Here is a 21887-nt window from a genome sequence, read left to right on the forward strand (position 1 = left end):
TTATACAAAATTCAAAAAAAGGCGGCAAATGAAAAAAGCGGTAGTAATATTAAGCGGAGGTATGGATTCCACAACCGCCGCATTTATAGCGAAAAGCGAAGGGTATGAAATAATACCTGTTCATTTTAATTACTCACAGAGAACGGAAAAAAGAGAGCTTAAAGCCTTTAACGATATATGTGATTATCTAAATCTGGATAACAGATACATAATCGACATACCGTTTTTTAAGCAGATAGGTGCAAGTGCGCTTGTAGATGAAAATATCGATGTGCCGGTTGACGGTGTCAAGCCCGGGATTCCTGTGACATATGTGCCTTTTAGAAACGGAATTTTTCTCTCAATCGCCGCTGCGGTTGCAGAAAAAGAGGGTGCCGAAGCGATATATATAGGTGTGGTTGAAGAGGATTCAAGCGGATATCCGGACTGTACGGAAGATTTTATTCAGAATATGCAAAAGGCTGTCAATTCAGGTACCAAACCGGAAACAAACATTGAAATCAAAACGCCGCTTGTACATCTAAAAAAAGAAGATATAGTAAAAACGGCGGTAAAATACAACGTACCCCTTCATCTTACTTGGAGCTGTTATAAGAATGAAGATGAAGCGTGCGGGGTGTGCGATAGCTGCAGATTAAGGCTTAAAGGCTTTGAAAAAGCGGGTATTGAAGATAGGATACCATATAAACAGAAATAATATTATGTTAATTTGATTAGTTATAAATAAAAGCAGGTAATAAAAATATTAAAGTGTGTTTGAATTATTTAATGTTCGGACAGTTATGTTAAAATCTTATAATAAAAAAATAAATATATCAATTACAAAAAAGGACAGGCATGCAAAAGAAGATAGAAACCGTTAAAACCCTTCTTGACTCGCTTCCGTTTATAAGAAAATTTTACGGAAAAACGATAGTTATAAAATACGGGGGAAGTGCACAGATTGACGAGAGACTGAAAGAGAGTTTTGCGATAGATATTTTAATGCTTTACATGGTCGGGATCAAACCTGTAATCGTTCACGGCGGGGGTAAAAGAATTACCGAAATACTGACTGCTTTGAATGTCAAAACCGAATTTAAAGACGGTGTCAGGGTAACTACTGCCGAATCTATTAAAATAGCGGAAATGGTACTAAGCGGGGAGATAAATAAAGAAATCGTTAACATGCTAAACCAGCACGGGGCAAAAGCAATAGGTATCAACGGAAAAGATATGAGCTTTATGAAAGCGAAATCCCTTGTGGGTTATACGGGTGAAATTACGTCTATTGACGGAGTGTTTGTAAATAAACTTTTAAGTGAAAGCCTCATTCCGGTAATTGCGCCGATAGCTGCAGGAGACAGCGCGACGCATCCCGGATACAACATAAACGCCGATACTGCAGCAAGTGAAATAGCTGCTGCAATCGACGCTAAAAGAGTGATCTTTTTAACAGACACTCCGGGAGTGCTTGATAAAGGCAAAAACCTTATCAGTTCTCTTACAAAAGAAGAGATTGAAAAGCTAAAACAAGACGGAACGATTGCCGGAGGTATGATTCCGAAAGTTGATGCGGCACTAAGGGCAGTTGAAAGAGGTGTTGAAAAAGCGCATATTATTGACGGAAGAATAGAACACTCAATTTTACTCGAACTCCTTACAAGCGAAGGTATCGGGACAGAAATCAAGGAAAGCTGATGCATTATATATGGACCGAGCTTTTTATACTTTTTCTAACTGTATTTGCGGCTAAAATAACAGCCAAAAAAACAAATACGGTTGATGTTTTATGGTTTATAATCTACGGTGCGGTACTTGGAAACATAGGGCTTTTCAGCGGGGATCACAGACTTGAGTTTTTGGGAGAGATAGGAATTATACTCGTAATGTTCGCACTCGGGTTTGAAGAGGATCTTAGTAACTTTTTAAAAGGTGTTAAAAAAGCGTGGGGTATTGCAATAATAGGTGCGATATTTCCGTTTTTAGCGGGTTATTTCAGTGCTAAAATATTCGGCTTTTCCACAACCTCGTCGCTTATCTGGGGACTCACCATGACGGCAACCGCCGTTTCGCTTACAATGGTTAGCCTAAAATCCCTCGGGCTCGAAAAAACGCCTGCGGCTACAGGGATTATGACAAGTGCGGTTGTTGATGATGTATTAAGTCTTATAGGTGTAGCGGTACTGCTTCCTATTATATTGAGCGGAGGCGGTAAGGGTGAGCTTAATATCGATACCGCGAAACTTTTAAGAACTCTTCTTGATGTTGTACTGTTTTTCGGATTTGTATTTCTTGTAGGTAAGTTTATAGTGCCTCACAAAAGAGGGATAAGATATCTGTTTGTTGTTAATAAAGGGCATTATGCAGTACTTGGGGTATTTATTCTTGTGTTTTTATTTGGAAGCGTAGCTCATGCGCTTGGGTTTCATCCGGCAATAGGTGCTTATTTTGCAGGACTGATACTAAAAGCTGAATATTTCGGAGTAGGTAATCAAAATCGAGCAAAAGAAGTTGAAAAAATAACATCCGTTATGGCCTACACTGTGTTTGGCCCTGTATTTTTTATACTTTTAGGCGGGAAGATTTTATTTGATTTGGGAGTGCTTCAGCAGGTTATTTTACCGACACTGACACTCTTTTTAAGTGTGCTTATTTTACAGATAATCTCCGCGGCGGGTGCTGCCAAATATACAGGAGGGTATTCGACTAAAGATTCGGTTTTAATAGGATTCGGGATGCTCGGAAGGGCGGAGCTTGCGTTTATTGTAATAAATATTGCTTTTGTACAGAATCATCTGATTACGCAAGAAGAGTTTTATATTTTAATGTTTACAACGTTTTTACTTAATATTTCGGTGCCTTTATTGTTAAAATGGTACAAACCGATATATCTTAAAAAATAATATGTTACAATAAAAAAAATCATAAAGGAGAAAGTATGAAATTTACGGTTAAAAAGCCGATACCGGGGTTTGAAAATGTAAATGAGGTGGAATTAAGTAAAGTAGATGAGTCTATTGCAGTTTTGAAAGATAATGAAGGAAGAGCTCTTTTTTCGCTTATTAATCCTTTTGTACTTAGAGAATACTCTTTTGACGTACCGGCGGATGTAAAAGCACTTCTTGATATCAACGAAAACTCTAATATTGAAGTTTATAACAATATTGTTATGAAAGATCCTGTAACAGAATCCGTTGTAAATTTTAAAGCACCATTTTTATTTAACCTTGACAATAACACATGTGCTCAAGTAGTATTAGGTGAGGAAAAGTTTGCAAAACTCGGGGATTTTATTAAATAGTTTCTTTTTTTTCTTTTTTCTTCGATAAAATTACACTCCAAAAATTTTCAAAGGAACAATGTTGCCGCTTTCACGTCTGAACAAAGAACAATTACAAGCCGCCACGGCGCCTCTTGGACACAATCTTGTCATAGCAAGTGCGGGTACCGGGAAAACATCCACAATTGTCGGAAGAATCGCATATCTTTTAGAAGAAGGCATTAAACCTGAAGAAATACTGCTGCTAACTTTTACCAACAAAGCCGCTCAGGAGATGAAAGAGCGTGTGGCAGGAGTGCTTCCGAGTGCCAGAAATATTGAGGCCGGAACGTTTCATGCGGTAAGTTACAGGTGGCTTAAAAAACTGAATAAAAACATTGTCCTTAAACAGCCGAAAGACTTGAAGATTCTTTTCAGGTCCATTTATGACAAAAGGGATTTTTTAAGACTAAGAGGCGAAGAGAAGCCTTACAGTGCTAATTATCTGTTTGATCTGTATTCGCTGTTTTTAAATTCAAACGTTTCCGATTTCGGAGAATGGCTGACTGAAAGGGCTCCGCTTCAGGAAGAGTATATTTTGGTATATGAGAGTATATTTGACGAGTATGAAGAAATAAAAAGAGCACACGGACTTGTTGATTTTAACTCATTGCTTATCAGGATGATAGAAGAGCTCAAAAATGGAATCGAAGTTCCTTTTAAAGAAGTTTTGGTTGATGAGTATCAGGATACGAACCCTCTTCAAAACGAACTTATTGAAAACATAAAACAGACTTCTCTTTTTTGTGTCGGGGATTACGATCAGAGCATTTACGCATTTAACGGTGCGGATATCAGTATTATTTCCACGTTTGACAAGCGCTACGCGGATGCGAATGTTTTTACTCTTAAGAAAAACTACAGAAGCTACGGTGAAATACTTGAAATAGCAAACAAGGTAATAGCCAACAACCCGAGAATTTATCCCAAAAGCCTTGAAGTAACAAGAGGGTTTTCTGGCGAGTGGCCAAAAGTGCTTTATTATAACGATACGTTTGAAGAATACAGAGACGTTGCAAACAGAATATTAAACTCACTCACCCCCAGAGATGAGATTGCCGTACTTTTCAGAAACAATTCAAGTGCCGACGCCATTGAAGCTATGCTTAGGGAAAAAGGGATTGAGTGCAGAAGAAAAGGAGGGGTGAGCTTTTTTGATTCAAGGGAAATTAAGATTACATTGGATCTTTTGACGTTTATGGTTAATCCTAAAGATATAATGGCTTTTATTCATATATTCGAGCATGCTAAAGGCGTGGGAAGCGCTATAGCCAATGAAATATTCGAGGCTCTTATGACTTTGGGAGACGGTGATCCTAAAAAAGGGTTTTTAAATCCGGATTTAAGCAAAAAAGTTTTTAATAAGAAAAAAACCTCTTATCAGTTAGGACTCTTTGATGATTTTACACAGCTTGGAAGTGTGAGTAAGTTTAAAAGTGTGGGAATGGATGAAGTGTTTTTGGCAAACCCGATACTCAAACACCCGAAACTTTCCGTAGAAGGCGGGGAATTTTTATATAACTTTTATAAACTCATAAAAAGGGTAAACAAACTCAAAAACCCGATGTCGGTATATAATGAAATAATTGAGAGTAAAACATTCAAACACATCATCTCAAATATTGCAAAAGAAAGAGCCAAAGACAAAAACGGCAAAATAGTGGAAGAGAGATACCATGAAGCGCTTGAAAAAATAGAGAACAAAGTGAAGGTTTTAGGGAATCTTTTGAAAAATTACAGTGATCTTGAGAAGTTTTTAAATGCAATGGTTTTGGGAGCGAATGAGATGAGTGAGGGAAGAGGGGTTAATTTGCTGACGGTTCACGCGAGCAAGGGGCTTGAATTTAAAGAAGTGTATCTTGTGGACCTGATGGAAAAAAGGTTTCCTAATATCAAACTCTCAAAACCTGCAGGAGGAATCGAAGAAGAAAGGCGTCTTTTTTATGTGGCGGTTACAAGGGCTAAAGACAGGCTCTTTTTGTGCCTTGCAAAAAACGACCGTATCAGAAATATGAGTTATGAACCGAGCAGGTTTTTGAGTGAAGCGGGGTATAAAGTAGCCGAAAAATAATTCAATATATGCTACAATTCGCTTCAAAAAGGACTTCCTTGTCACCTAATTATAAAGAAAACAATATAAAAAACATTCTTCACGGATTTTTCCTGGCGGTTGCCATGGCAGTGGCTGAACCGAGTACGATTTTACCGCTTATTGTACATCATTTCAGTGAAAGCGTTATACTTGTAGGTGTGTTTGCTTCGCTTTTAAGGGGCGGTGCCATTGCCGTACAGCTGTTTGCGGCTTTTTATGCTCAGGGGTATAAAAAAGTAATGCCTTATATGCGAAAGGTTTTCCTTGCAAGGTTTGTCAGCTGGTTTATGATAGGGCTTGCCATACTTCTTATAGGAGATAAAAATCCGACTCTTACTCTTTGGGTGTTTGGGATAGGGCTTTTTATATTCAGTTTCTCCGCGGGATTCGGAAGTATATATTTCAGTGAAATAATCGCTAAGATTTTTGATAAAACAGAACGCGGCAAATCAATGGCGAACAGGCAGTTTTTTGCCGCAATCGCTTCAATAATAAGCGGAGGGATTGCCGGATGGGTTTTGAGCAATTTCGAACCGCCGAAAAGCTATGCGTATCTTTTTATGATCAGCTCTTTTCTTTTAGGTCTGGGTCTCTTGGCGTTTGCAACCATAAAAGAGCCGGTTAAAGAAAAAGTCAGGGTAAAAGAAGAGAGTTTTTGGAAGTTTTTAAAAAACGCGTTTAAATTCTTAAAAACCGACAAGGCGCTTCAGATTCAGATTCTGACAATTTTATTCAGTTATTCGTTTTTATTTGCGTTTCCTTTTGTAATCTTAAAGGCAAACCAGACTATTAACCTTACAGGTTGGCTTATCGGTGGGTTTGTAACCGTTCAGATGCTCGGAGCTCTTATCGGTAACCTTGTATGGAAAAAGCTCGCTCCTCAATATAAAAAAATAATTATATTTTCATTTATAAGTGTAATACTTGCATTTGTGGTTGCATTTTTTGCCAATAATGCAGTAATGTACGGTTTAGTGTTTTTCTTAATCGGTTTTGCGATGGACGGGTTTAAAATAAGCGGAATGAATCTGCTTTTTGAAATAGCGCCTGAAGACAAAAGACCTATATACGTGGCGCTTCAGAATAACCTTACGTCAATCGGGCTTTTCTTTGCAATTCCGGGAGGATTTATACTTGAAAAGTTCGGATACAATGTTTTATATATTTTTACAATCTGTATGCTTTTAGTCGGACTTTTCTTTGCTACGAGGCTTAAGGCGGAATAGTGCAGGATATTATTAACTGGATAGTTTATAGTGTAGGGGATTTGGGATATATTGGAATATTTGTAATGATGTTCCTTGAGAGCAGTTTGTTCCCTTTTCCGAGTGAAATTGTGATGGTTCCTGCCGGGTATCTTGCAAGTAAGGGGGAAATGAATCTTTTTGCGGCGATATTAAGCGGTATTTTGGGTTCAGTTGCGGGTGCGTGGTTTAATTATATTATTGCAAAGAGTGCTGGAAGAAAAGTGGTGCTTAGATTTTTAAAAGAACATCATCTCGAAAAAATTGAGAAATTCTTCGAACGTCACGGTGAGATTTCCACTTTTAACGGAAGGCTGATACCGGGTGTTAGGCAGTATATTTCATTTCCTGCGGGACTTGCTAAAATGCATCCGGTTAAATTTAGCGTTTATACGGCACTTGGGGCCGGAATCTGGGTGGTCGTACTTACAATGCTTGGGTATTATATCGGGGAAAATCAGGAACTGGTACATAAATACATTAAGGAAATTACAATACTAACACTTTTAATATTAATTCTCATAACTTTTGTATATTGGAAAAAGAAAAAAGTTAAATTTTAAAATTTTTAATAAAACTGTCTATGTCTGTTTCATCTGTTACGATTGTTTTAATACCTACATATTCAAGATTACCAAGCATACCTTCACCAAACTCCCTTCCTACAAAAGCGTCAACACCTGCTTCTTTTAGCATTGGAGGTACTACTCTTCCCGTTCCAAGCCCGTGTTCTCCACAGTCTCCGTTTAATTTGATATGTTTTTCCTGAACTTCTTTCATAACGGGATTTTCTAAATATATTTTTTCATTTGTATCTGTATCTACTATTAAAAATCCTTTTGAAAGTCCTATATGCTGAGCAATTGTTTTTTTATTATTTGTAGGAAAAGCGATTTTCATTCAATCTCCTTTTTATAAGGTCATATGTTCAACATAATTATATAACTTTTCAAACATATGTCAAAATATTTTATGAATATTTTTTTAACATAAATTTTACTTATATTGCTTGATTGTTTATAAATTTCTGTTATACTTCCGCAAAATTAAAATTAAATTAAGAAGGAGTTAAAATGGAAAGCAGATTAAAACACTTTCCGGCACCTTTGTTTGCGGTTGTAATGGGTTTAACCGGTCTTGCAATTGCATATCAAAAGGCTGCTCATTTTTTCGGATATCCTAAAATTATAGGAACATCACTTGTTTATTTTGCAATTGCAGTATTTACTGTATTTGCTGTTACGTATCTTTTTAAACTTATTAAGTACCCTGAAGTTGTAAAACATGAATTTTCACATCCGATAAGAATTAATTTCTTTCCGGCAATTTCAATATGTTTATTATTATTTTCAATTGCTTTACATAAAATGTCGCCTACCGCATCAAAAATACTTTGGTATATTGGTGCACCGTTACATTTATTCTTTACATTATATGTAATAAGATATTGGATTGTTAAAAACCTTGAAATTCATCACAGTAACCCAGCTTGGTTCATTCCTATCGTAGGTAACGTATTGGTTCCGATTACAGGTGTTTATTATGGTGGAGTAGAAGTTGCACAGTTTTATTTTTCAATAGGTATCTTTTTCTGGGTGATTTTGTTTACGATTGTTTTATACAGAATCATTTTCCATCATCAGTTTCCGGCTAAGTTTTTACCGACACTATTTATATTTATAGCACCGGCAGCTGTTGGATTTATTTCTTATGTTAAAATAGCAGAAGGTATTGCGCATATTACTGGTGGAGCTGTTCATACTCAATATATTTTATTTGATTTCTTTGCGCATTTTCTTTATGATGTGGGACTTTTCTTTACATTTTTAGTGTTTTTTATGTTCAGACTGTTTGTAAAAGTTCCATATGCGATTACATGGTGGGCATATACATTCCCGATGGCGGCTATGACTATTGCGTCAATTTTAAACTATCACTTAAATAAAGTTGCAATTGAAAAAGGTATAATGAAAATAGATTATGTTTTCGGAATTCAAAAAGACGTACTATTTTATTATCTTTCAAATGCGCTTTTATGGTTTACTACAGCATTGATTGTTTATGTTGCTTATAAAACAATAATCGCAGCATTAAAAAGAGAAATCTGCGTACCTGAATAATTTAAAAGAAGGCTTAAGGCCTTCTTGATAATTTAAAGTGAAACATGGAGAATGATTAATTAGGATTAAATATATATAAATGTAATTAGCGTCATTAATAGTTAACTGTTTAGTGTCAGGCATTATAATTAGCCGTCAACCATTGAGAATTGAGAATTGAGAATTGAGAATTGAGAATTGAGAATTGAGAATTGAGAATTGAGAATTGAGAATTGAGAATTGAGAATTGAGAATTGAGAATTGAGAATTGAGAATTGAGAATTGAGAATTGAGAATTGAGAATTGAGAATTGAGAATTGAGAATTGAGAATTGAGAATTGAGAATTGAGAATTGAGAATTGAGAATTGAGAATTGAGAATTGAGAATTGAGAATTGAGAATTGAGAATTGAGAATTGAGAATTGAGAATTGAGAATTGAGAATTGAGAATTGAGAATTGAGAATTGAGAATTGAGAATTGAGAATTGAGAATTGAGAATTGAGAATTGAGAATTGAGAATTGAGATAGTGCCAGACACTAATAAAGGAGCGAGTAAAAAAGAATAAAAGGAAGGAATTAATCTTCCCATCCTCCTCTAAAACCGAATCCTCTACCAAAACCGTAACCTCTGCCTCTTCCGAATCCTGCTCCTCTACCTCTGCCAAAGCCTCTACCCATACCACGGCCGAAGCCCAGACCTCTACCGAATCCGTATCCGTAACCTCTGCCTCTGCCAAAGCCATATCCTCTACCGAAACCGTAACCTCTTGCAAATTCTTCGTTTTGTTCAAAATTAACTTCTCTCATTTCTCCCTCCTTAATATCGTTTAAAATTTCTTCAATATCTTTTTTATCTGTTTCATAATATGCAATGCCTTCTGCCTGAAGGTTTCTTGCCATACCTTCACCGAATTCGTCTGCTACTAAAACATCCACTCCTGCTTCAGCAAGAAGCGGTGGAATTATTCTTCCTGTACCAAGACCTCTGTTACCTTCCGGAAGATCTTTTAGGTTTATATGTTCTTCTTGAATTTTTTCCATTACAGGATTAGTGATGTAAAATCTTTCGTTTGTATCGGTATCAACCACTAAAAAACCTTTTGCAAGACCTATATGTGGTGATAATGTTTTTTTGTTGTTTGTTGGAAATGCTATTCTCATTTTACCCTCCTTAAAAGTTTTTATATTAATTCTAATGATTTTCCGTTAATGATTGCATCGGCTATTTTAGCCCTTGCGTTGTTAAGTATTCTTCCGAATGTCGGACGTGATACTTCCATTTTATTAGCTGCATCTTCCTGATACAGCCCTTCGAGATCTGCAAGTCTGATAGCTTCAAGTTCATCTTTTGTAAGTGTAATTACATCTAATGAATGTGCAGGTACACCGCACGGTTTAAAACAGATATTATTAAAATTACCTCTGATTCTTCTTCTTATTCTTCTTGGCATTTAAACCTCCTTGAACATATGCTCAATAAAATTATACAACTTTTTTGAACATATGTCAAGATAGGGTATGTAATTTTTTTTGTTTGATATAATTATCTTAGTTTTAAAAAAGGAATATAATGGAACTTGTTTATTTATGGATAGAAGATTATAAAAATATAAAACGTCAGGGGTTTACTTTTTCCCCAAGGTTTAAGTGTGAATTTAAACCCCAATATGATGAAAATGATAATTTAATTGCAGAAAAGAGCGAACTGATTATAGAAGAGAAAAAAGATTATATTAATATTTTTCCCGATAATATCAACGTAACTGCAATTGTTGGAAAGAACGGGGCAGGGAAGAGTAGTGTTTTTGAAATTTTAAAATATCAAAATTATACTTTTTTAATTTTATATGATACTAAAAAAAATTTTTTTTATATTGATAAAAAAAATAATATTAAAATCATATTGAAAAATGTGAGTAAAAAAATTGAGAATAAGAATTTATCAAATGTTTTTTTCTCACATAGTTCAGATATTTTAGATATATCACTTTTTTTTAATTCTAATAATAGTATTTACAATGTTTCAGACATTTTAACAAAAGATAATTTTGAGTATTTTTCACCATTGCATAAGCAAATGTTATTAGTAACTAATGGAATAACTTTTAATTTTCGTAATTTTTATAAGAGTGTTAATTCTTTACTTTTAAAGTATTTTTTAACAAATAAAATAAAAAATTATTTTTTTAATCCAAATATTTTTTATCTTGATAATTACGATGTGACATATATTATTTACAGGTTATCGAATATATTATCATATTATTCGGATATTACAAATGAATTATTAAAAATAAATGAAAATAATATTTTTTATAATGAACTAAAGGAAAACAAAAAAATTGATTATGTAATATATCTATATTGTTTCTTAAAACAATTTAAGATTGACAATGAAATTAATGATGATATTTTTTTATATAGTTTAAAAAATAAAATATTACCTGAATTTAATTATTTACAAAGAAAATGTAGTTCATTAAAAGAAATTATTAATAAAATTTTAATAGTTTATAATAGTAAAGATAAAAAAATAGAGATTGATTTGATGAAAAAAATACTAAATGATAATTTACTTCAAGATATTTTTTCTGAATTAATAAGTATAGAACTAATCGATACAAAATATAATAAAAATTATATTGATTTAAGTTCAGGAGAAAAAAATTTCTTATTAATATTAAGTATAATATTTGATGCTTTAGATAAGTTTAATTTATTTTTATTAGATGAGTTAGAAAATTTTATACATCCAAATCTAATTAAAAATTTAATCAATGAAATATTAAAATTATTACATAATAAAAAAAACTTTTATCATTTAATTTTATCAACACACTCCCCATTTATTCTTTCAGACATTCCAAAAGAAAATATCATTTTTATGAAAGATGGTAAAAATGTTAGTAATGAAGTTGATATTGAAACGTTTGGAGCTAATATTCATACTCTTTTGACTCATGGATTTTTTATGGAAGACGGGCTTATGGGTGAGTATGCTAAAAGTCAAATTGATGAAGTTATTAAATATCTAAATCATGATGATTCTAAAATAAAATCTGACGATGAAGCTCAAAAATTAATCAATATTATTGGTGAGCCAATAATTAGAAAACAACTACAGAGAATGCTTGATTCTAAGAGATTAAATAAAATTGATAAAATTGACAAAATTGATGAATTAGAAAAAGAAATAGAGCTTTTAAAAGCAAGAATTGAAATTTTAAGGAAAAAAAGTTGATGAGAATAATTTTAAAAAAAGAAAATATAATAAAAAACTTTCGATACATCGTTTATAATAAAGTCTTTAAAACAGAAAAAACACAAAAACTAAAAAAGGATTTCATTGAGGTAATAAAGTATTTAAAAAAAATTTTTCCAAACCAAAATATACACGATTTTTTATTTTCTGATAATATTCATTCCTTAGCTACAACAATTGGTGAAAAATCATTTCCTAATAATATAAAAGATAGAATTGATAATTTATATAATAAATTAAGAGGAGAATGGGGAAAGGAAATTGTCGAAATTACAGGTATCAAAGTTTGTCCTTATTGTAATAGAAATTATATATTTAATTATAAAGAAAACAATAATAATCTTAAAACTACAATAGAATTAGATCATTATTTTCCTAAAAGTAAATATCCATATTTAGCATTGAATCCTTATAATTTGATTCCTATTTGTCATACTTGTAATAAAAAAAAGAGTGATGAGAGTTTTAAAATTTATCCGTATAAAGATAATATCGATGATTACTTTAAGTTTAAGTTTAAATTTGTAAATAATGAAATGAGTAAAGAGGATATAAAAAAATATTCTTTTTTCGATGAAAAATTCATAGAAATAGAAATAGAGGAAAAAACTTCATTGGATGAATGGTATAAAGAATATATTGAGGGTTTATATGCTGAACATAAAGATATTATAAGTGAAATGTTATTGAGAGAACATATTTATCCTGAAAGTTTCATACAAGAACTTTACAACAATTACGGAAGATTGCTTTTTAATTCGATAGATGAAATTCAAGGACTAATTCATTGTAATTATGTGGAAAAAGAAAAAATAAACAAACGTCCATTATCCAAATTTTTAAAAGACATTTCAGAAGAATTGGGACTTATATAGCTCCTTTTAGTTCTTCTTTCAGTTTCTTACTTGCTACAGTGGCTTTGTCTTGTAGGAAGATATCAGTGATAGTATTTGTGTAATTAGACGGTTCGATATTGATTTCAATAATTTTAGCTCCGTTTTCTTTTGCCAAAATAGGTATCTGGCTTGCGGGTTGGATTTCTCCTGTTGTACCGATTACCAGCATTAAATCACAATCCTGAGCGAGTTCGAGTGATTTTTCAAGTGCTTTTTTTGGTATCGGTTCTTTAAAGAATACGAAATTAGGCTTTAATAATCCCCAGCATTTAGGACAGGCTGGCGGTAAATCATTTAAATCAACTACATCTTTGTCGTATTTTTTAAAGCAGTTCATACACACAAGATTTTTAGCGGTACCGTGAAATTCTATTACGTTTTTGCTTCCGGCTTCCTGGTGCAGGTTGTCGATGTTTTGAGTTATAACTGCTTCAAGCATTTTTTCTTTTTCAAGGTCGGCTAAAAAATAGTGTGCGTCGTTTGGTTTTATGTTTTGCATATAATCGTAAAAGATCTCTTTTATTTTTTCCCAAGCGTCTTTCGGATTAAGGGTGAAATAGTCTATATCGAGTATTTTGGGGTCATATTTGCTCCAAAGTCCATTTGGACCTCTGAATGTAGGAATCCCGCTTTCTACGGAAATACCCGCACCTGTAAACGCTACTGCTTTTTTGGAGTTTTTTATCAGTTCTGCGGCTTGATTATATAAGTTGCTCATATAATACCTTTAAATGTTGATTTCTTGATATGAGTAATTCTATCATAAAATATTGTTTAAATAAATAGTGACAGACACTATGTAAAATTAAAGAAAAAGAAAGGAAAAAAGGAAGTTATTTTTTGCTTGCGATATCTTTTACCGCAAGATATGCATGGTTGAACGCAAGTGCGATACTTCCTGCACTTGTAACAACATCACCGATTACATATAATCCTTCAACGTTGCTTTCCATAGTTTCTTCGTTGTAAGTAGGCTCACCCCATTCATTTAGTTCGATTCCGCTGTTTTTAAGGAAATCAACCGGGCTTGTACCACCAAGTGCATAAACAACTCTATCATATACTTCGCTTGTACCGTCTTTGAAGTTTACTTTTACTCTTGGAGGTGTTACACCGTCTTCTTCATATGGCTCAACGCTTTCAACGTCTACACCAAGTTTTGAGTGAAGTTTACCTTCTTTTATATATCTTTCTACGATTTCTTTGTTAGTAGGGTTCATTCTTGTGATTTCCGCTCTTCTGTAGTTAAGAGTTACATCACACCCGATATCCATATCCACAAGACCGTAAGCATATTCACCGGCAGTGTCACCACCACCAACTACCATTACTTTTTCACCAGGTTGAACTTTGTCAAGGTTGAAGTTAAGTCTTGGTCTGATTTTACCAGGGAATTTGTATCCAGGTTTATTCGGTTTACCCATTCTTCCGATTGCGATAATTACTTTTTTAGCTTGAATTACACCAAGTTCGTGATCCGCGCCGATTTCAAAAAGACCGTCTTTATTTTTTTCTACTGCATATACGTGATGGTTGTATTTGAATTTGTCAGCAACACCTGCGTCTTGGATTTTTTTCTCCATTTGTTCAAGGTATTCCTCTTTTGAACATTCTTCAAATGTAACGTTTCCGATAAATTCGAATTTTTTACCTTGCCAGTCTTTATCAACTCTTTTTCCAGGTTTGTAGAATTTTCTTATCATATCACTGTGATTGTCTGCTTTTTCTAATACTAATACTTTATCAATTCCTGCTAATTTTGCTTCTATAGCACTTGCAATCCCACCAGGTCCTGCTCCGATTATAGCAATGTCTAATACTTTATCTAAAGACATTAAAGCTCCTTTTTTATTTGTATTATAACGCACGTATTTGATTAAGAAGTGAAAAAGTAACTTATTAGCTTTTTCGATATTGAAAAACGTGTAAAAAAGTAACACGAAAAAAAACTAAATAAATACCGAACAGTATAAATGAATATTTATTCACCATAAATACGTTATTTTTGTTATTATTTACTTAATTTGGTAAAATAATATATAAAAAAGGAAGATTATGAAAGAAGTGTTACGAAAAGTAAAAGATGCTTCCAGAGTAACAGCTACGCTAAACGGTGAAATAAAAAGAAAAATTTTAAAAGAAATGGCTGAAGCGTTAGAACAAAATTCTTCGCTTATAATTAATGAAAATAAAAAAGATTTAAAATACGCAAATGAAAATAATCTTTCAGCAGCTCTTATTGACAGACTTTATCTTGATGAAAAAAGAATAGGGTCAATGGCAGACGCACTTCGTGATATTGCTACGCTTAAAGACCCTGTCGGAAGAGTGATTGACGGATGGATGCTTGATAATGGACTTAGAATTGAAAAGGTGAAAATCCCTATCGGTGTAATCGGAATTATTTACGAAAGCAGACCAAATGTAACAAGTGACGCGGCGGGGCTTTGTTTTATGAGCGGTAACGCATGTATTTTAAAAGGCGGTAAGGAGGCGATGTATTCAAATATAGCTATTATAAATGTATTAAGAGACGTGCTTGAAAGAAATTCACTTCCAAAAGACGCCGTCTCACTGCTTCCTGATTACTCAAGAGAGGGCGTATATAAACTGATACAGGAAGATAAGTATGTTGATTTGATCATACCAAGAGGAGGGGAAAAACTTATTAAATTTGTAAGTGAAAACTCAAAAGTTCCCGTTGTTAAACATGATAAGGGACTGTGCCACATTTATATACATAAAGATGCAAATATCGATGAAGCCGTTAAAATAAGTGTAAATGCAAAAGTTCAAAGACCCGGAGTCTGTAACGCCGTAGAAACACTGCTTGTAGATGAAAGCGTAAAAAATGAAATATTGCCTAAACTAAAAGCAGAAATGGAAAAAGAAGGCGTGGAGCTTAGAGGATGTGAAAAAACCCTTGAGGTGATTGATATAAATAAAGCAACTGAAGAAGACTGGAATACGGAATATTTAGATAAAATTCTGTCTATAAAAGTAGTAAGAGATTTAAATGAAGCTATTGAGCATATCCAAACATACGGATCAGGGCATAGTGATTCGATAATTACCGAAAATTACAGTGCAAGTGAAGAATTTTTAAACAGGGTTGACAGTGCATGTGTATATGTAAACGCATCCACGAGATTTACCGACGGAGGAGAATTCGGATTTGGAGCGGAAGTCGGTATTTCAACAAACAAACTTCATGCAAGAGGCCCTATGGGTATTGATGATTTAACAACATACAAATATAAAATCTACGGAAACGGACAGATAAGAGAATAAAGGAGTATAAGTGATTGCAATAGATTTAGGCAGTAACACAATCAGGGCGATAAAATACGACTGTGCTACGAATACGAAAATAGACGAATTTGAAAGAATTGTCAAAACGGCTGATAAACTTGTAAAAACCGACGGTATTACCGATGAGGCAATTGAAAGAATAATAAACGCCATTAACGATATGAAACAGAGATTTAATATTTCAGAAAATGAAAAAATAAAAGCGATCGCCACGGAGGCGTTAAGAGCCGCTAAAAATAAAGATTATGTTATAAAAAAAATTAAAGAGGCTACGGGTATTGAGTTTGAAATAATTACTCCTGAAGATGAAGCGAATTATACGGCAATTGCAGTTGAAAAATGTCTTGAAAAATGCGGTTATGATAATTACAATCATTTTTTACTGGTTGATATCGGAGGTGGAAGTACTGAAGTTACCGTTAAAAATAAAGACAGTATTTTGAGTGAGAGTTTCAGACTCGGAATTGTCACTATTACACAAAGGCATAAAACTCCTGAAGCGATTAAAATAGCAATAAAGAAGAAAATGAAAGATGTTAAGAGTTTTTTTGATTTTGCATTTAATACTCTTAGAAAACCAAAGATTTTCGTCGCAAGCAGCGGAACACCTACTACAATCGCCGCATTAAAACTCGGAATGAATTATTCAAATTATGACGGCAGCAGGGTAAACGGAACTAAAGTCACTTTGGAAGATCTTGATTACTGGGCTGAAAAACTTATGAAGATGGAAATGAAAAAAAGAGAAGAACTTGTAGGTGTAGGCAGAGGTGATTTGATTATAAGCGGTATATATATTTTCAAAGAGATATTTAAACTTGCAAAATATAAAGAATGTATCGTGTGCGATGACGGTCTCAGAGAGGGTGTGGCAATAGAAGAATGTAAAAACATATAAATTTATATTTATAAAAATAATAGGTTTTAGTTAATTATGCAAGCAATCGTTGAAATTTTTTTAAATTTGCTATAATTCCGACAAAAAGGTTTTTTTATGAAATTGACCGGCGCTCAAATAGTAATTGAAAGTCTTATAAAAGAGAATGTTGAGGTTGTTTTCGGATATCCCGGCGGGGCTATTATGAATGTTTATGATGAAATATATAAACAAAATTCATTTAAACACATTTTGGCTAAACACGAACAGGGTGCCGTACATATGGCCGACGGATACGCAAGGGCAACAGGAAATGTAGGTGTTGCCATGGTTACAAGTGGGCCGGGACTTACCAATGCGGTTACCGGTATCGCTACTGCGTATACGGACTCGATTCCGATGGTAATTATATCAGGACAGGTACCTACTACTGCAATTGGGACGGACGCATTCCAGGAAGTTGACGCGGTTGGTGTTACAAGACCTATTACAAAACACAATTTCCTTGTAAAAGACGTAAAAGACTTGCCTTTTATTATGAAAGAAGCGTTTTATCTTGCAAAAAGCGGAAGACCGGGACCTGTGCATATTGATATCCCTAAAGACGTTACTGTTGCAAAAACTAAATTCGAATATCCTGAAAAAATTGAACTTATCACATACAAACCAACATACAAAGGTAATAAAAGAGCGATAAAAAGAGCGGTTGATGCAATAAAAAGAGCGAAAAAACCAGTATTTTACGTAGGTGGCGGAGCAGTTCTTAGTGGTGCGTATGAACTTGTAAGAGAAGTAGTAAAACTTACAAAAATACCTACTGTTGAAACACTTATGGCAAGAGGCGTTATAAGATATGATTGTCCGTATCTACTCGGAATGGTTGGAATGCATGGAACATATGCGGCGAATATGGCTATGAATGATGCGGATTTAATAATATCTCTTGGTGCAAGATTTGATGACAGGGTTACCGGTAAACTTGACGAGTTTGCGAAACATGCGGATATCGTTCATATAGATATAGATCCGAGCCAGATAGGTAAAGTGGTGCCTACAAAATATCCGATAGTCGGTGATTTGAAAAACGTACTTGAAGATATGCTTCCACTACTGATTGAAGAAATTGAACCTGAAAGATATGAAGAGTGGAGGGAAATATTAAACAGATATCAAGAACTCTATCCACTGAAATACAATGATGACGACACTGTAATAAAACCTCAGTGGGCAATTCAAAAAACAGGTGAAATTGCACCGGAAGATGCCGTTATTTCTACAGATGTTGGTCAGCATCAGATGTGGACAGCTCAGTTTTATCCGTTTACATATCCAAGACAGCTTCTTACAAGCGGTGGGCTTGGAACTATGGGATTCGGATTCCCTGCAGCGCTTGGTGCAAAAGAGGGAGTTAAAGACAGAGTTGTTATAAACTTTACAGGTGACGGTAGTATTATGATGAATATTCAGGAAGTTCTTACGGGATATAAATATAAACTTCCTGTTATAAATATTATTTTAAACAACAACTATCTTGGTATGGTTAGACAGTGGCAAACAATGTTTTATGACGACAGACTCAGTGAAACGGATCTTAGCGACGTTCAGCCTGATTTTGTTAAACTTGCCGAAAGTATGGGCGGAATCGGATTTAGGGTTAAAACGAAAGATGAATTTGAAAAAGCCTTAAAAGAAGCTATTGAGTCTAAAAAAGTAGCATTTTTGGATGTACAGATTGACAGACGTGAAGATGTTTTACCAATGGTACCTCCTAACTCACCACTAAAAAATATGCTAATATTTAAGGAAGACAAATGAAAAGAATAATATCGGTAATAGTGGAAAACGAACACGGTGTGCTCGCAAGAATCGTTAATATGTTTGCCGGGCGTGGTTATAATATAACTTCTTTAACTGTAGCACCGATTCCAAACAGTGAATTTTCGAGAATGACAATAGTGAGTGAGGGTGATCCTAAAGTATTTGAGCAGATTGTAAAGCAGCTTCATAAACTGATTCCTGTGTATAAAGTTATTGAAAGCGACGACTTTATAGAAAAAGAGATGGCCATGGTTAAGTTTCCGATAGAAAACCATTTGGCAGATATTGATGCACTTGCGAGATGTTATAACGGAAGTATAAGCAACGTGGGTGAAAAACACGTAATAGTAAGTGTGGTTGATAGACCTGTAAGAATTGACAACTTTTTAAAAGCCATTAAAAAGTATAAACCTATTGAGATAGTAAGAAGCGGAGCGAGTGTTATCGAAAGATAACATTTTGCTCATTTTCTTATATAATAGTGTCTGGCACTATAAGTTTGAAATGAAAATTTAAGTTTTGTTATTATAAATGTTATTATAAAGTGAAAACTAAGAAATAAAAAAGCTGGCTTTATACTATATATTTACTTAAAATAGAGCTTTATGAAAATTTTAATCTGACATCAAGTATAATCAATTGATTTTAATAAATCATCAGCCTTTACCACTTAACCACTTCCCAACTTTACCAACCCTTCTTTTTGGTATAATTTTTAAAAAACACAAAGGTTATTTATTATGTGCGAAAGAAATATAAATAATAAAACGTTTACTTTAAAAGAAATTTGTCAATATTTAGAATTGGATTGTGATAATGATGCTGAAATACAAGGAATAAACACACTTCATGATGCAAACGAAAATGAAATAAGCTTTTTGGAAAACCCTAAATATGAAAAATTTTTAAAAAACACAAAAGCAAAAGCAGTTTTAATCAGAAAGGAAGACGCGGATAAACTTCCCGAGGGAGTTATACCACTGATAACCGACGAGCCTTATTTAAAATTGGCTATCCTTACTAAACTTTTTGTAAAAGATCCTTGGGAAGACGGTGGATATCAAATAGCGTTCAGCGCAAAAGTCCATCCGTCCGTTCAAATAGGAAAAGGAGCAAGAATAGGTAAAAACAGTGTGATTATGCCTGGATGTGTAATAGGTCCTGATGTGGAAATAGGGGACAACTGTGTTATTTATCCAAATGTGACAGTTTACAGAGATACGCAAATAGGAAACAATGTAAAAATTCATGCAGGCAGTGTTATTGGAAGTGACGGGTTCGGATATGCGCACACAAAAGATGGAAGGCATATTAAAATTTATCATTTGGGCTTTGTTGAAATTGAAGACGATGTGGAAATCGGTGCAAATACCACAATCGACAGAGGGGTGTTTGGTAAAACAGTAATAAAAAAAGGAACTATTATCGATAATCTGGTTCAAATAGCACATAACTGCGAAGTGGGAGAAGGATCAATACTTGTTTCACAAGTAGGACTTGCCGGAAGTACAAAACTCGGACACCATGTTGTAATGGGCGGACAAAGTGCTACGGCGGGGCATTTGGAAGTAGCTCCTATGACTACGATTGCCGCAAGGGGAGGTGTAAGTAAAAGTATAAAAAAACCGGGAGTGTACAGCGGATTTCCGTTAATGCCTCATAAGCAATGGTTAAAGCTTCAAGGACTTTTAAACAGACTTCTTAAAAAATCTTGATATATATCAAAAAAATTTTTCCCTCTTTCGTTACAATTAATCAAAACTATATAAAGGTAGTGCAATGATGGTATATTTGGATAACAATTCCACAACACCTATGGATAATAGAGTTAAAGATATTTATTGTAAAAGTACTGAGCTTTTTGGAAACGTAAATGTTATTTATCAGCTTGGAATTGATGCAAGACGTGCAATGAACGAAGCTTATGATATATTGTATCCGGGTATCGGAGCGGCAGATGAAGACGATATTATTATTACATCATCGACAAGCGAAGGTAACAATACGGTAATCAAAACATTTATTGACGCGTTTTTAAAAGGCAGCGGTAAAAAACATATTATTACAACAGTTAGCGAACACTCTTCAATAAAAGCGCCTTGCGCATATGCAAAAACTTTGGGAATGGAAGTAACATACCTTTATACGGATGAAAACGGAAGAATTGATCCAATAGAGCTTGAAAACGCCATAAGAGAAGATACTGCACTTATTAGCGTATTGTTTGCAAGTAACGAAAGTGGAGCGATACAACCTATAAAAGAGATTTCTCAAATTGCGAGAAAACATAATATTCCTTTTCACTGTGATGGAGCACAGGCTATTGGAAAAGTAAAAGTGAATGTCAGGGATTTGGGCGTTGATTATTTTACATTCAGTGCACATAAATTTCACGGTCCTAAGGGTGTAGGCGGACTTTATGTAAGAGAGGGTGCTCCGTATGTAAACCTTATACACGGCGGTAATCAGATGGGAGGTAAAAGAGGCGGAAGTGTATACCTTAACGGTATGATTGCAATGGCGGAGGCTTTGAAACTCGCAAATGAACATCTTGATGAAATGCATACAAGGGTTGCAAAACTAAGAGACAAACTCGAAGAAGCCATCCTTCAGATTCCGGATACGAAAAGCTATGTAGATAAAAAATACAGACTTCCTAATACCGTGGTTGCTTCATTTAGAGGGATAGAGGGCGAATCGATGCTTTGGGATCTGAACGTAAACGGTATATACGCGGCTACAGGCAGTAGCTGCAGCAGCGAAAGACTGGAAGGTAGCGAAGTGCTTGAAGCACTTGGAGAAGATCCTGAAATAGCACATACCGGGATAATTTTTTCACTGAGCCGTTTTACTACCGAAGAAGAGATTGATTATGTTATTGAAAAACTGCCTGGTATTGTTGAGAGACTAAGAGCTATATCTATGACATATGCCAAAGTGGCGCCTAAATAAATTGAGAATTGAGAATGTAGAATTGAGAATTAG

21 protein-coding genes are annotated in these 21887 nt (G+C 34.3%); 16 read left to right on the forward strand and 5 right to left on the reverse strand.

What is annotated here, in order from left to right:
• Nucleotides 1-28: 28 nt before the first annotated feature.
• From queC to NAMH_RS03950, 7 genes are all read left to right on the forward strand, one after another.
• Nucleotides 29-697 carry a 7-cyano-7-deazaguanine synthase QueC gene (gene queC / locus NAMH_RS03920; protein WP_012663740.1) on the forward strand — a complete coding sequence of 223 codons (669 nt, stop codon included), beginning with the start codon at nt 29-31 and terminating at the stop codon, nt 695-697.
• Nucleotides 698-837: 140 nt separating this feature from the next.
• Complete coding sequence (gene argB, locus NAMH_RS03925) at nt 838-1680, forward strand: acetylglutamate kinase (protein WP_015902348.1); 843 nt, start codon at nt 838-840, stop codon at nt 1678-1680.
• Nucleotides 1680-2885, forward strand: a complete 1206-nt coding sequence (locus tag NAMH_RS03930; RefSeq protein ID WP_012663439.1) for a cation:proton antiporter — start codon at nt 1680-1682, stop codon at nt 2883-2885. Before argB ends, NAMH_RS03930 begins: the two co-directional genes overlap by 1 nt.
• A 35-nt stretch (nt 2886-2920) precedes the next feature.
• Nucleotides 2921-3283 carry a flagellar assembly protein FliW gene (gene fliW / locus NAMH_RS03935; RefSeq protein WP_015902113.1) on the forward strand — a complete coding sequence of 121 codons (363 nt, stop codon included), beginning with the start codon at nt 2921-2923 and terminating at the stop codon, nt 3281-3283.
• 61 nt (nt 3284-3344) lie between these two features.
• Nucleotides 3345-5372 carry an ATP-dependent helicase gene (locus NAMH_RS03940; protein ID WP_012663894.1) on the forward strand — a complete coding sequence of 676 codons (2028 nt, stop codon included), beginning with the start codon at nt 3345-3347 and terminating at the stop codon, nt 5370-5372.
• A gap of 38 nt (nt 5373-5410) precedes the next feature.
• Nucleotides 5411-6619, forward strand: a complete 1209-nt coding sequence (locus tag NAMH_RS03945; RefSeq protein WP_015902480.1) for an MFS transporter — start codon at nt 5411-5413, stop codon at nt 6617-6619.
• Entirely contained in the window at nt 6616-7200 is a 585-nt protein-coding gene (locus NAMH_RS03950) for a DedA family protein (protein ID WP_041361555.1), read from the forward strand. Before NAMH_RS03945 ends, NAMH_RS03950 begins: the two co-directional genes overlap by 4 nt.
• Here the strand turns inward: NAMH_RS03950 and NAMH_RS03955 are convergent.
• Complete coding sequence (locus NAMH_RS03955; protein ID WP_012663727.1) at nt 7190-7537, reverse strand: NifB/NifX family molybdenum-iron cluster-binding protein; 348 nt, start codon at nt 7535-7537, stop codon at nt 7190-7192. The two genes, NAMH_RS03950 and NAMH_RS03955, sit on opposite strands and share 11 nt — an antisense overlap.
• A gap of 173 nt (nt 7538-7710) precedes the next feature.
• On the opposite strand from NAMH_RS03955, the gene NAMH_RS03960 reads away from it, so the two are divergent.
• Entirely contained in the window at nt 7711-8757 is a 1047-nt protein-coding gene (locus NAMH_RS03960) for an SLAC1 anion channel family protein (protein ID WP_015902005.1), read from the forward strand.
• Nucleotides 8758-9313: 556 nt separating this feature from the next.
• Here the strand turns inward: NAMH_RS03960 and NAMH_RS03965 are convergent.
• Together NAMH_RS03965 and NAMH_RS03970 are read right to left on the reverse strand one after the other, a co-directional pair.
• Complete coding sequence (locus NAMH_RS03965) at nt 9314-9898, reverse strand: NifB/NifX family molybdenum-iron cluster-binding protein (protein ID WP_015901745.1); 585 nt, start codon at nt 9896-9898, stop codon at nt 9314-9316.
• A gap of 20 nt (nt 9899-9918) precedes the next feature.
• A complete protein-coding gene (locus tag NAMH_RS03970) occupies nt 9919-10188 on the reverse strand; it encodes a DUF134 domain-containing protein (RefSeq protein ID WP_012663794.1) in 270 nt (89 codons plus the stop codon).
• Between the two features lie 119 nt (nt 10189-10307).
• On the opposite strand from NAMH_RS03970, the gene NAMH_RS03975 reads away from it, so the two are divergent.
• Nucleotides 10308-11978 (forward strand): ATP-binding protein, encoded by a 1671-nt coding sequence (locus tag NAMH_RS03975; RefSeq protein ID WP_015901976.1) that lies wholly within the window; start codon nt 10308-10310, stop codon nt 11976-11978.
• A complete protein-coding gene (locus NAMH_RS03980) occupies nt 11978-12874 on the forward strand; it encodes an HNH endonuclease (protein ID WP_012663570.1) in 897 nt (298 codons plus the stop codon). The genes NAMH_RS03975 and NAMH_RS03980 overlap by 1 nt, the downstream gene beginning before the upstream one ends.
• Here the strand turns inward: NAMH_RS03980 and NAMH_RS03985 are convergent.
• The gene (locus NAMH_RS03985) at nt 12867-13613 is read right to left on the reverse strand and encodes an NAD-dependent deacylase (protein ID WP_015902731.1); all 747 of its coding nucleotides are present in this window, start codon (nt 13611-13613) and stop codon (nt 12867-12869) included. The two genes, NAMH_RS03980 and NAMH_RS03985, sit on opposite strands and share 8 nt — an antisense overlap.
• 115 nt (nt 13614-13728) lie before the next feature.
• The gene (locus NAMH_RS03990; protein WP_015902019.1) at nt 13729-14730 is read right to left on the reverse strand and encodes an NAD(P)-binding domain-containing protein; all 1002 of its coding nucleotides are present in this window, start codon (nt 14728-14730) and stop codon (nt 13729-13731) included.
• Between the two features lie 220 nt (nt 14731-14950).
• Here NAMH_RS03990 and NAMH_RS03995 point away from each other — a divergent pair, with 220 nt between their 5' ends.
• The 6 genes from NAMH_RS03995 to NAMH_RS04020 all read left to right on the forward strand — a co-directional run bounded on the left by NAMH_RS03995 (nt 14951) and on the right by NAMH_RS04020 (nt 21854).
• Entirely contained in the window at nt 14951-16186 is a 1236-nt protein-coding gene (locus tag NAMH_RS03995) for a glutamate-5-semialdehyde dehydrogenase (protein WP_012663626.1), read from the forward strand.
• 10 nt (nt 16187-16196) lie between these two features.
• On the forward strand, nt 16197-17105 hold the full coding sequence (locus tag NAMH_RS04000; RefSeq protein ID WP_015902070.1) for a Ppx/GppA phosphatase family protein: 909 nt from the start codon (nt 16197-16199) through the stop codon (nt 17103-17105).
• A 96-nt stretch (nt 17106-17201) separates the two neighbouring features.
• On the forward strand, nt 17202-18899 hold the full coding sequence (locus tag NAMH_RS04005; RefSeq protein WP_012663818.1) for an acetolactate synthase large subunit: 1698 nt from the start codon (nt 17202-17204) through the stop codon (nt 18897-18899).
• A complete protein-coding gene (ilvN, locus tag NAMH_RS04010; protein ID WP_015902265.1) occupies nt 18896-19357 on the forward strand; it encodes an acetolactate synthase small subunit in 462 nt (153 codons plus the stop codon). Before NAMH_RS04005 ends, ilvN begins: the two co-directional genes overlap by 4 nt.
• A 285-nt stretch (nt 19358-19642) precedes the next feature.
• Entirely contained in the window at nt 19643-20617 is a 975-nt protein-coding gene (gene lpxD, locus NAMH_RS04015) for a UDP-3-O-(3-hydroxymyristoyl)glucosamine N-acyltransferase (protein WP_012663729.1), read from the forward strand.
• A 64-nt stretch (nt 20618-20681) separates the two neighbouring features.
• Nucleotides 20682-21854, forward strand: a complete 1173-nt coding sequence (locus tag NAMH_RS04020) for a cysteine desulfurase family protein (RefSeq protein WP_015902151.1) — start codon at nt 20682-20684, stop codon at nt 21852-21854.
• Nucleotides 21855-21887: the final 33 nt, after the last annotated feature.

It is taken from the genome of Nautilia profundicola AmH (assembly GCF_000021725.1).
GTDB lineage: Bacteria > Campylobacterota > Campylobacteria > Campylobacterales > Nautiliaceae > Nautilia > Nautilia profundicola.

Coding starts and splice junctions, on each gene's coding strand:
- queC (WP_012663740.1), top strand. CDS start 29: ATGAAAAAAGCGGTAGTAATATTAAGCGGAGGTATGGATTCCACAACC.
- argB (WP_015902348.1), top strand. CDS start 838: ATGCAAAAGAAGATAGAAACCGTTAAAACCCTTCTTGACTCGCTTCCG.
- NAMH_RS03930 (WP_012663439.1), top strand. CDS start 1,680: ATGCATTATATATGGACCGAGCTTTTTATACTTTTTCTAACTGTATTT.
- fliW (WP_015902113.1), top strand. CDS start 2,921: ATGAAATTTACGGTTAAAAAGCCGATACCGGGGTTTGAAAATGTAAAT.
- NAMH_RS03955 (WP_012663727.1), bottom strand. CDS start 7,537: ATGAAAATCGCTTTTCCTACAAATAATAAAAAAACAATTGCTCAGCAT.
- NAMH_RS03960 (WP_015902005.1), top strand. CDS start 7,711: ATGGAAAGCAGATTAAAACACTTTCCGGCACCTTTGTTTGCGGTTGTA.
- NAMH_RS03965 (WP_015901745.1), bottom strand. CDS start 9,898: ATGAGAATAGCATTTCCAACAAACAACAAAAAAACATTATCACCACAT.
- NAMH_RS03970 (WP_012663794.1), bottom strand. CDS start 10,188: ATGCCAAGAAGAATAAGAAGAAGAATCAGAGGTAATTTTAATAATATC.
- NAMH_RS03975 (WP_015901976.1), top strand. CDS start 10,308: ATGGAACTTGTTTATTTATGGATAGAAGATTATAAAAATATAAAACGT.
- NAMH_RS03980 (WP_012663570.1), top strand. CDS start 11,978: ATGAGAATAATTTTAAAAAAAGAAAATATAATAAAAAACTTTCGATAC.
- NAMH_RS03985 (WP_015902731.1), bottom strand. CDS start 13,613: ATGAGCAACTTATATAATCAAGCCGCAGAACTGATAAAAAACTCCAAA.
- NAMH_RS03990 (WP_015902019.1), bottom strand. CDS start 14,730: ATGTCTTTAGATAAAGTATTAGACATTGCTATAATCGGAGCAGGACCT.
- NAMH_RS03995 (WP_012663626.1), top strand. CDS start 14,951: ATGAAAGAAGTGTTACGAAAAGTAAAAGATGCTTCCAGAGTAACAGCT.
- NAMH_RS04005 (WP_012663818.1), top strand. CDS start 17,202: ATGAAATTGACCGGCGCTCAAATAGTAATTGAAAGTCTTATAAAAGAG.
- ilvN (WP_015902265.1), top strand. CDS start 18,896: ATGAAAAGAATAATATCGGTAATAGTGGAAAACGAACACGGTGTGCTC.
- lpxD (WP_012663729.1), top strand. CDS start 19,643: ATGTGCGAAAGAAATATAAATAATAAAACGTTTACTTTAAAAGAAATT.
- NAMH_RS04020 (WP_015902151.1), top strand. CDS start 20,682: ATGATGGTATATTTGGATAACAATTCCACAACACCTATGGATAATAGA.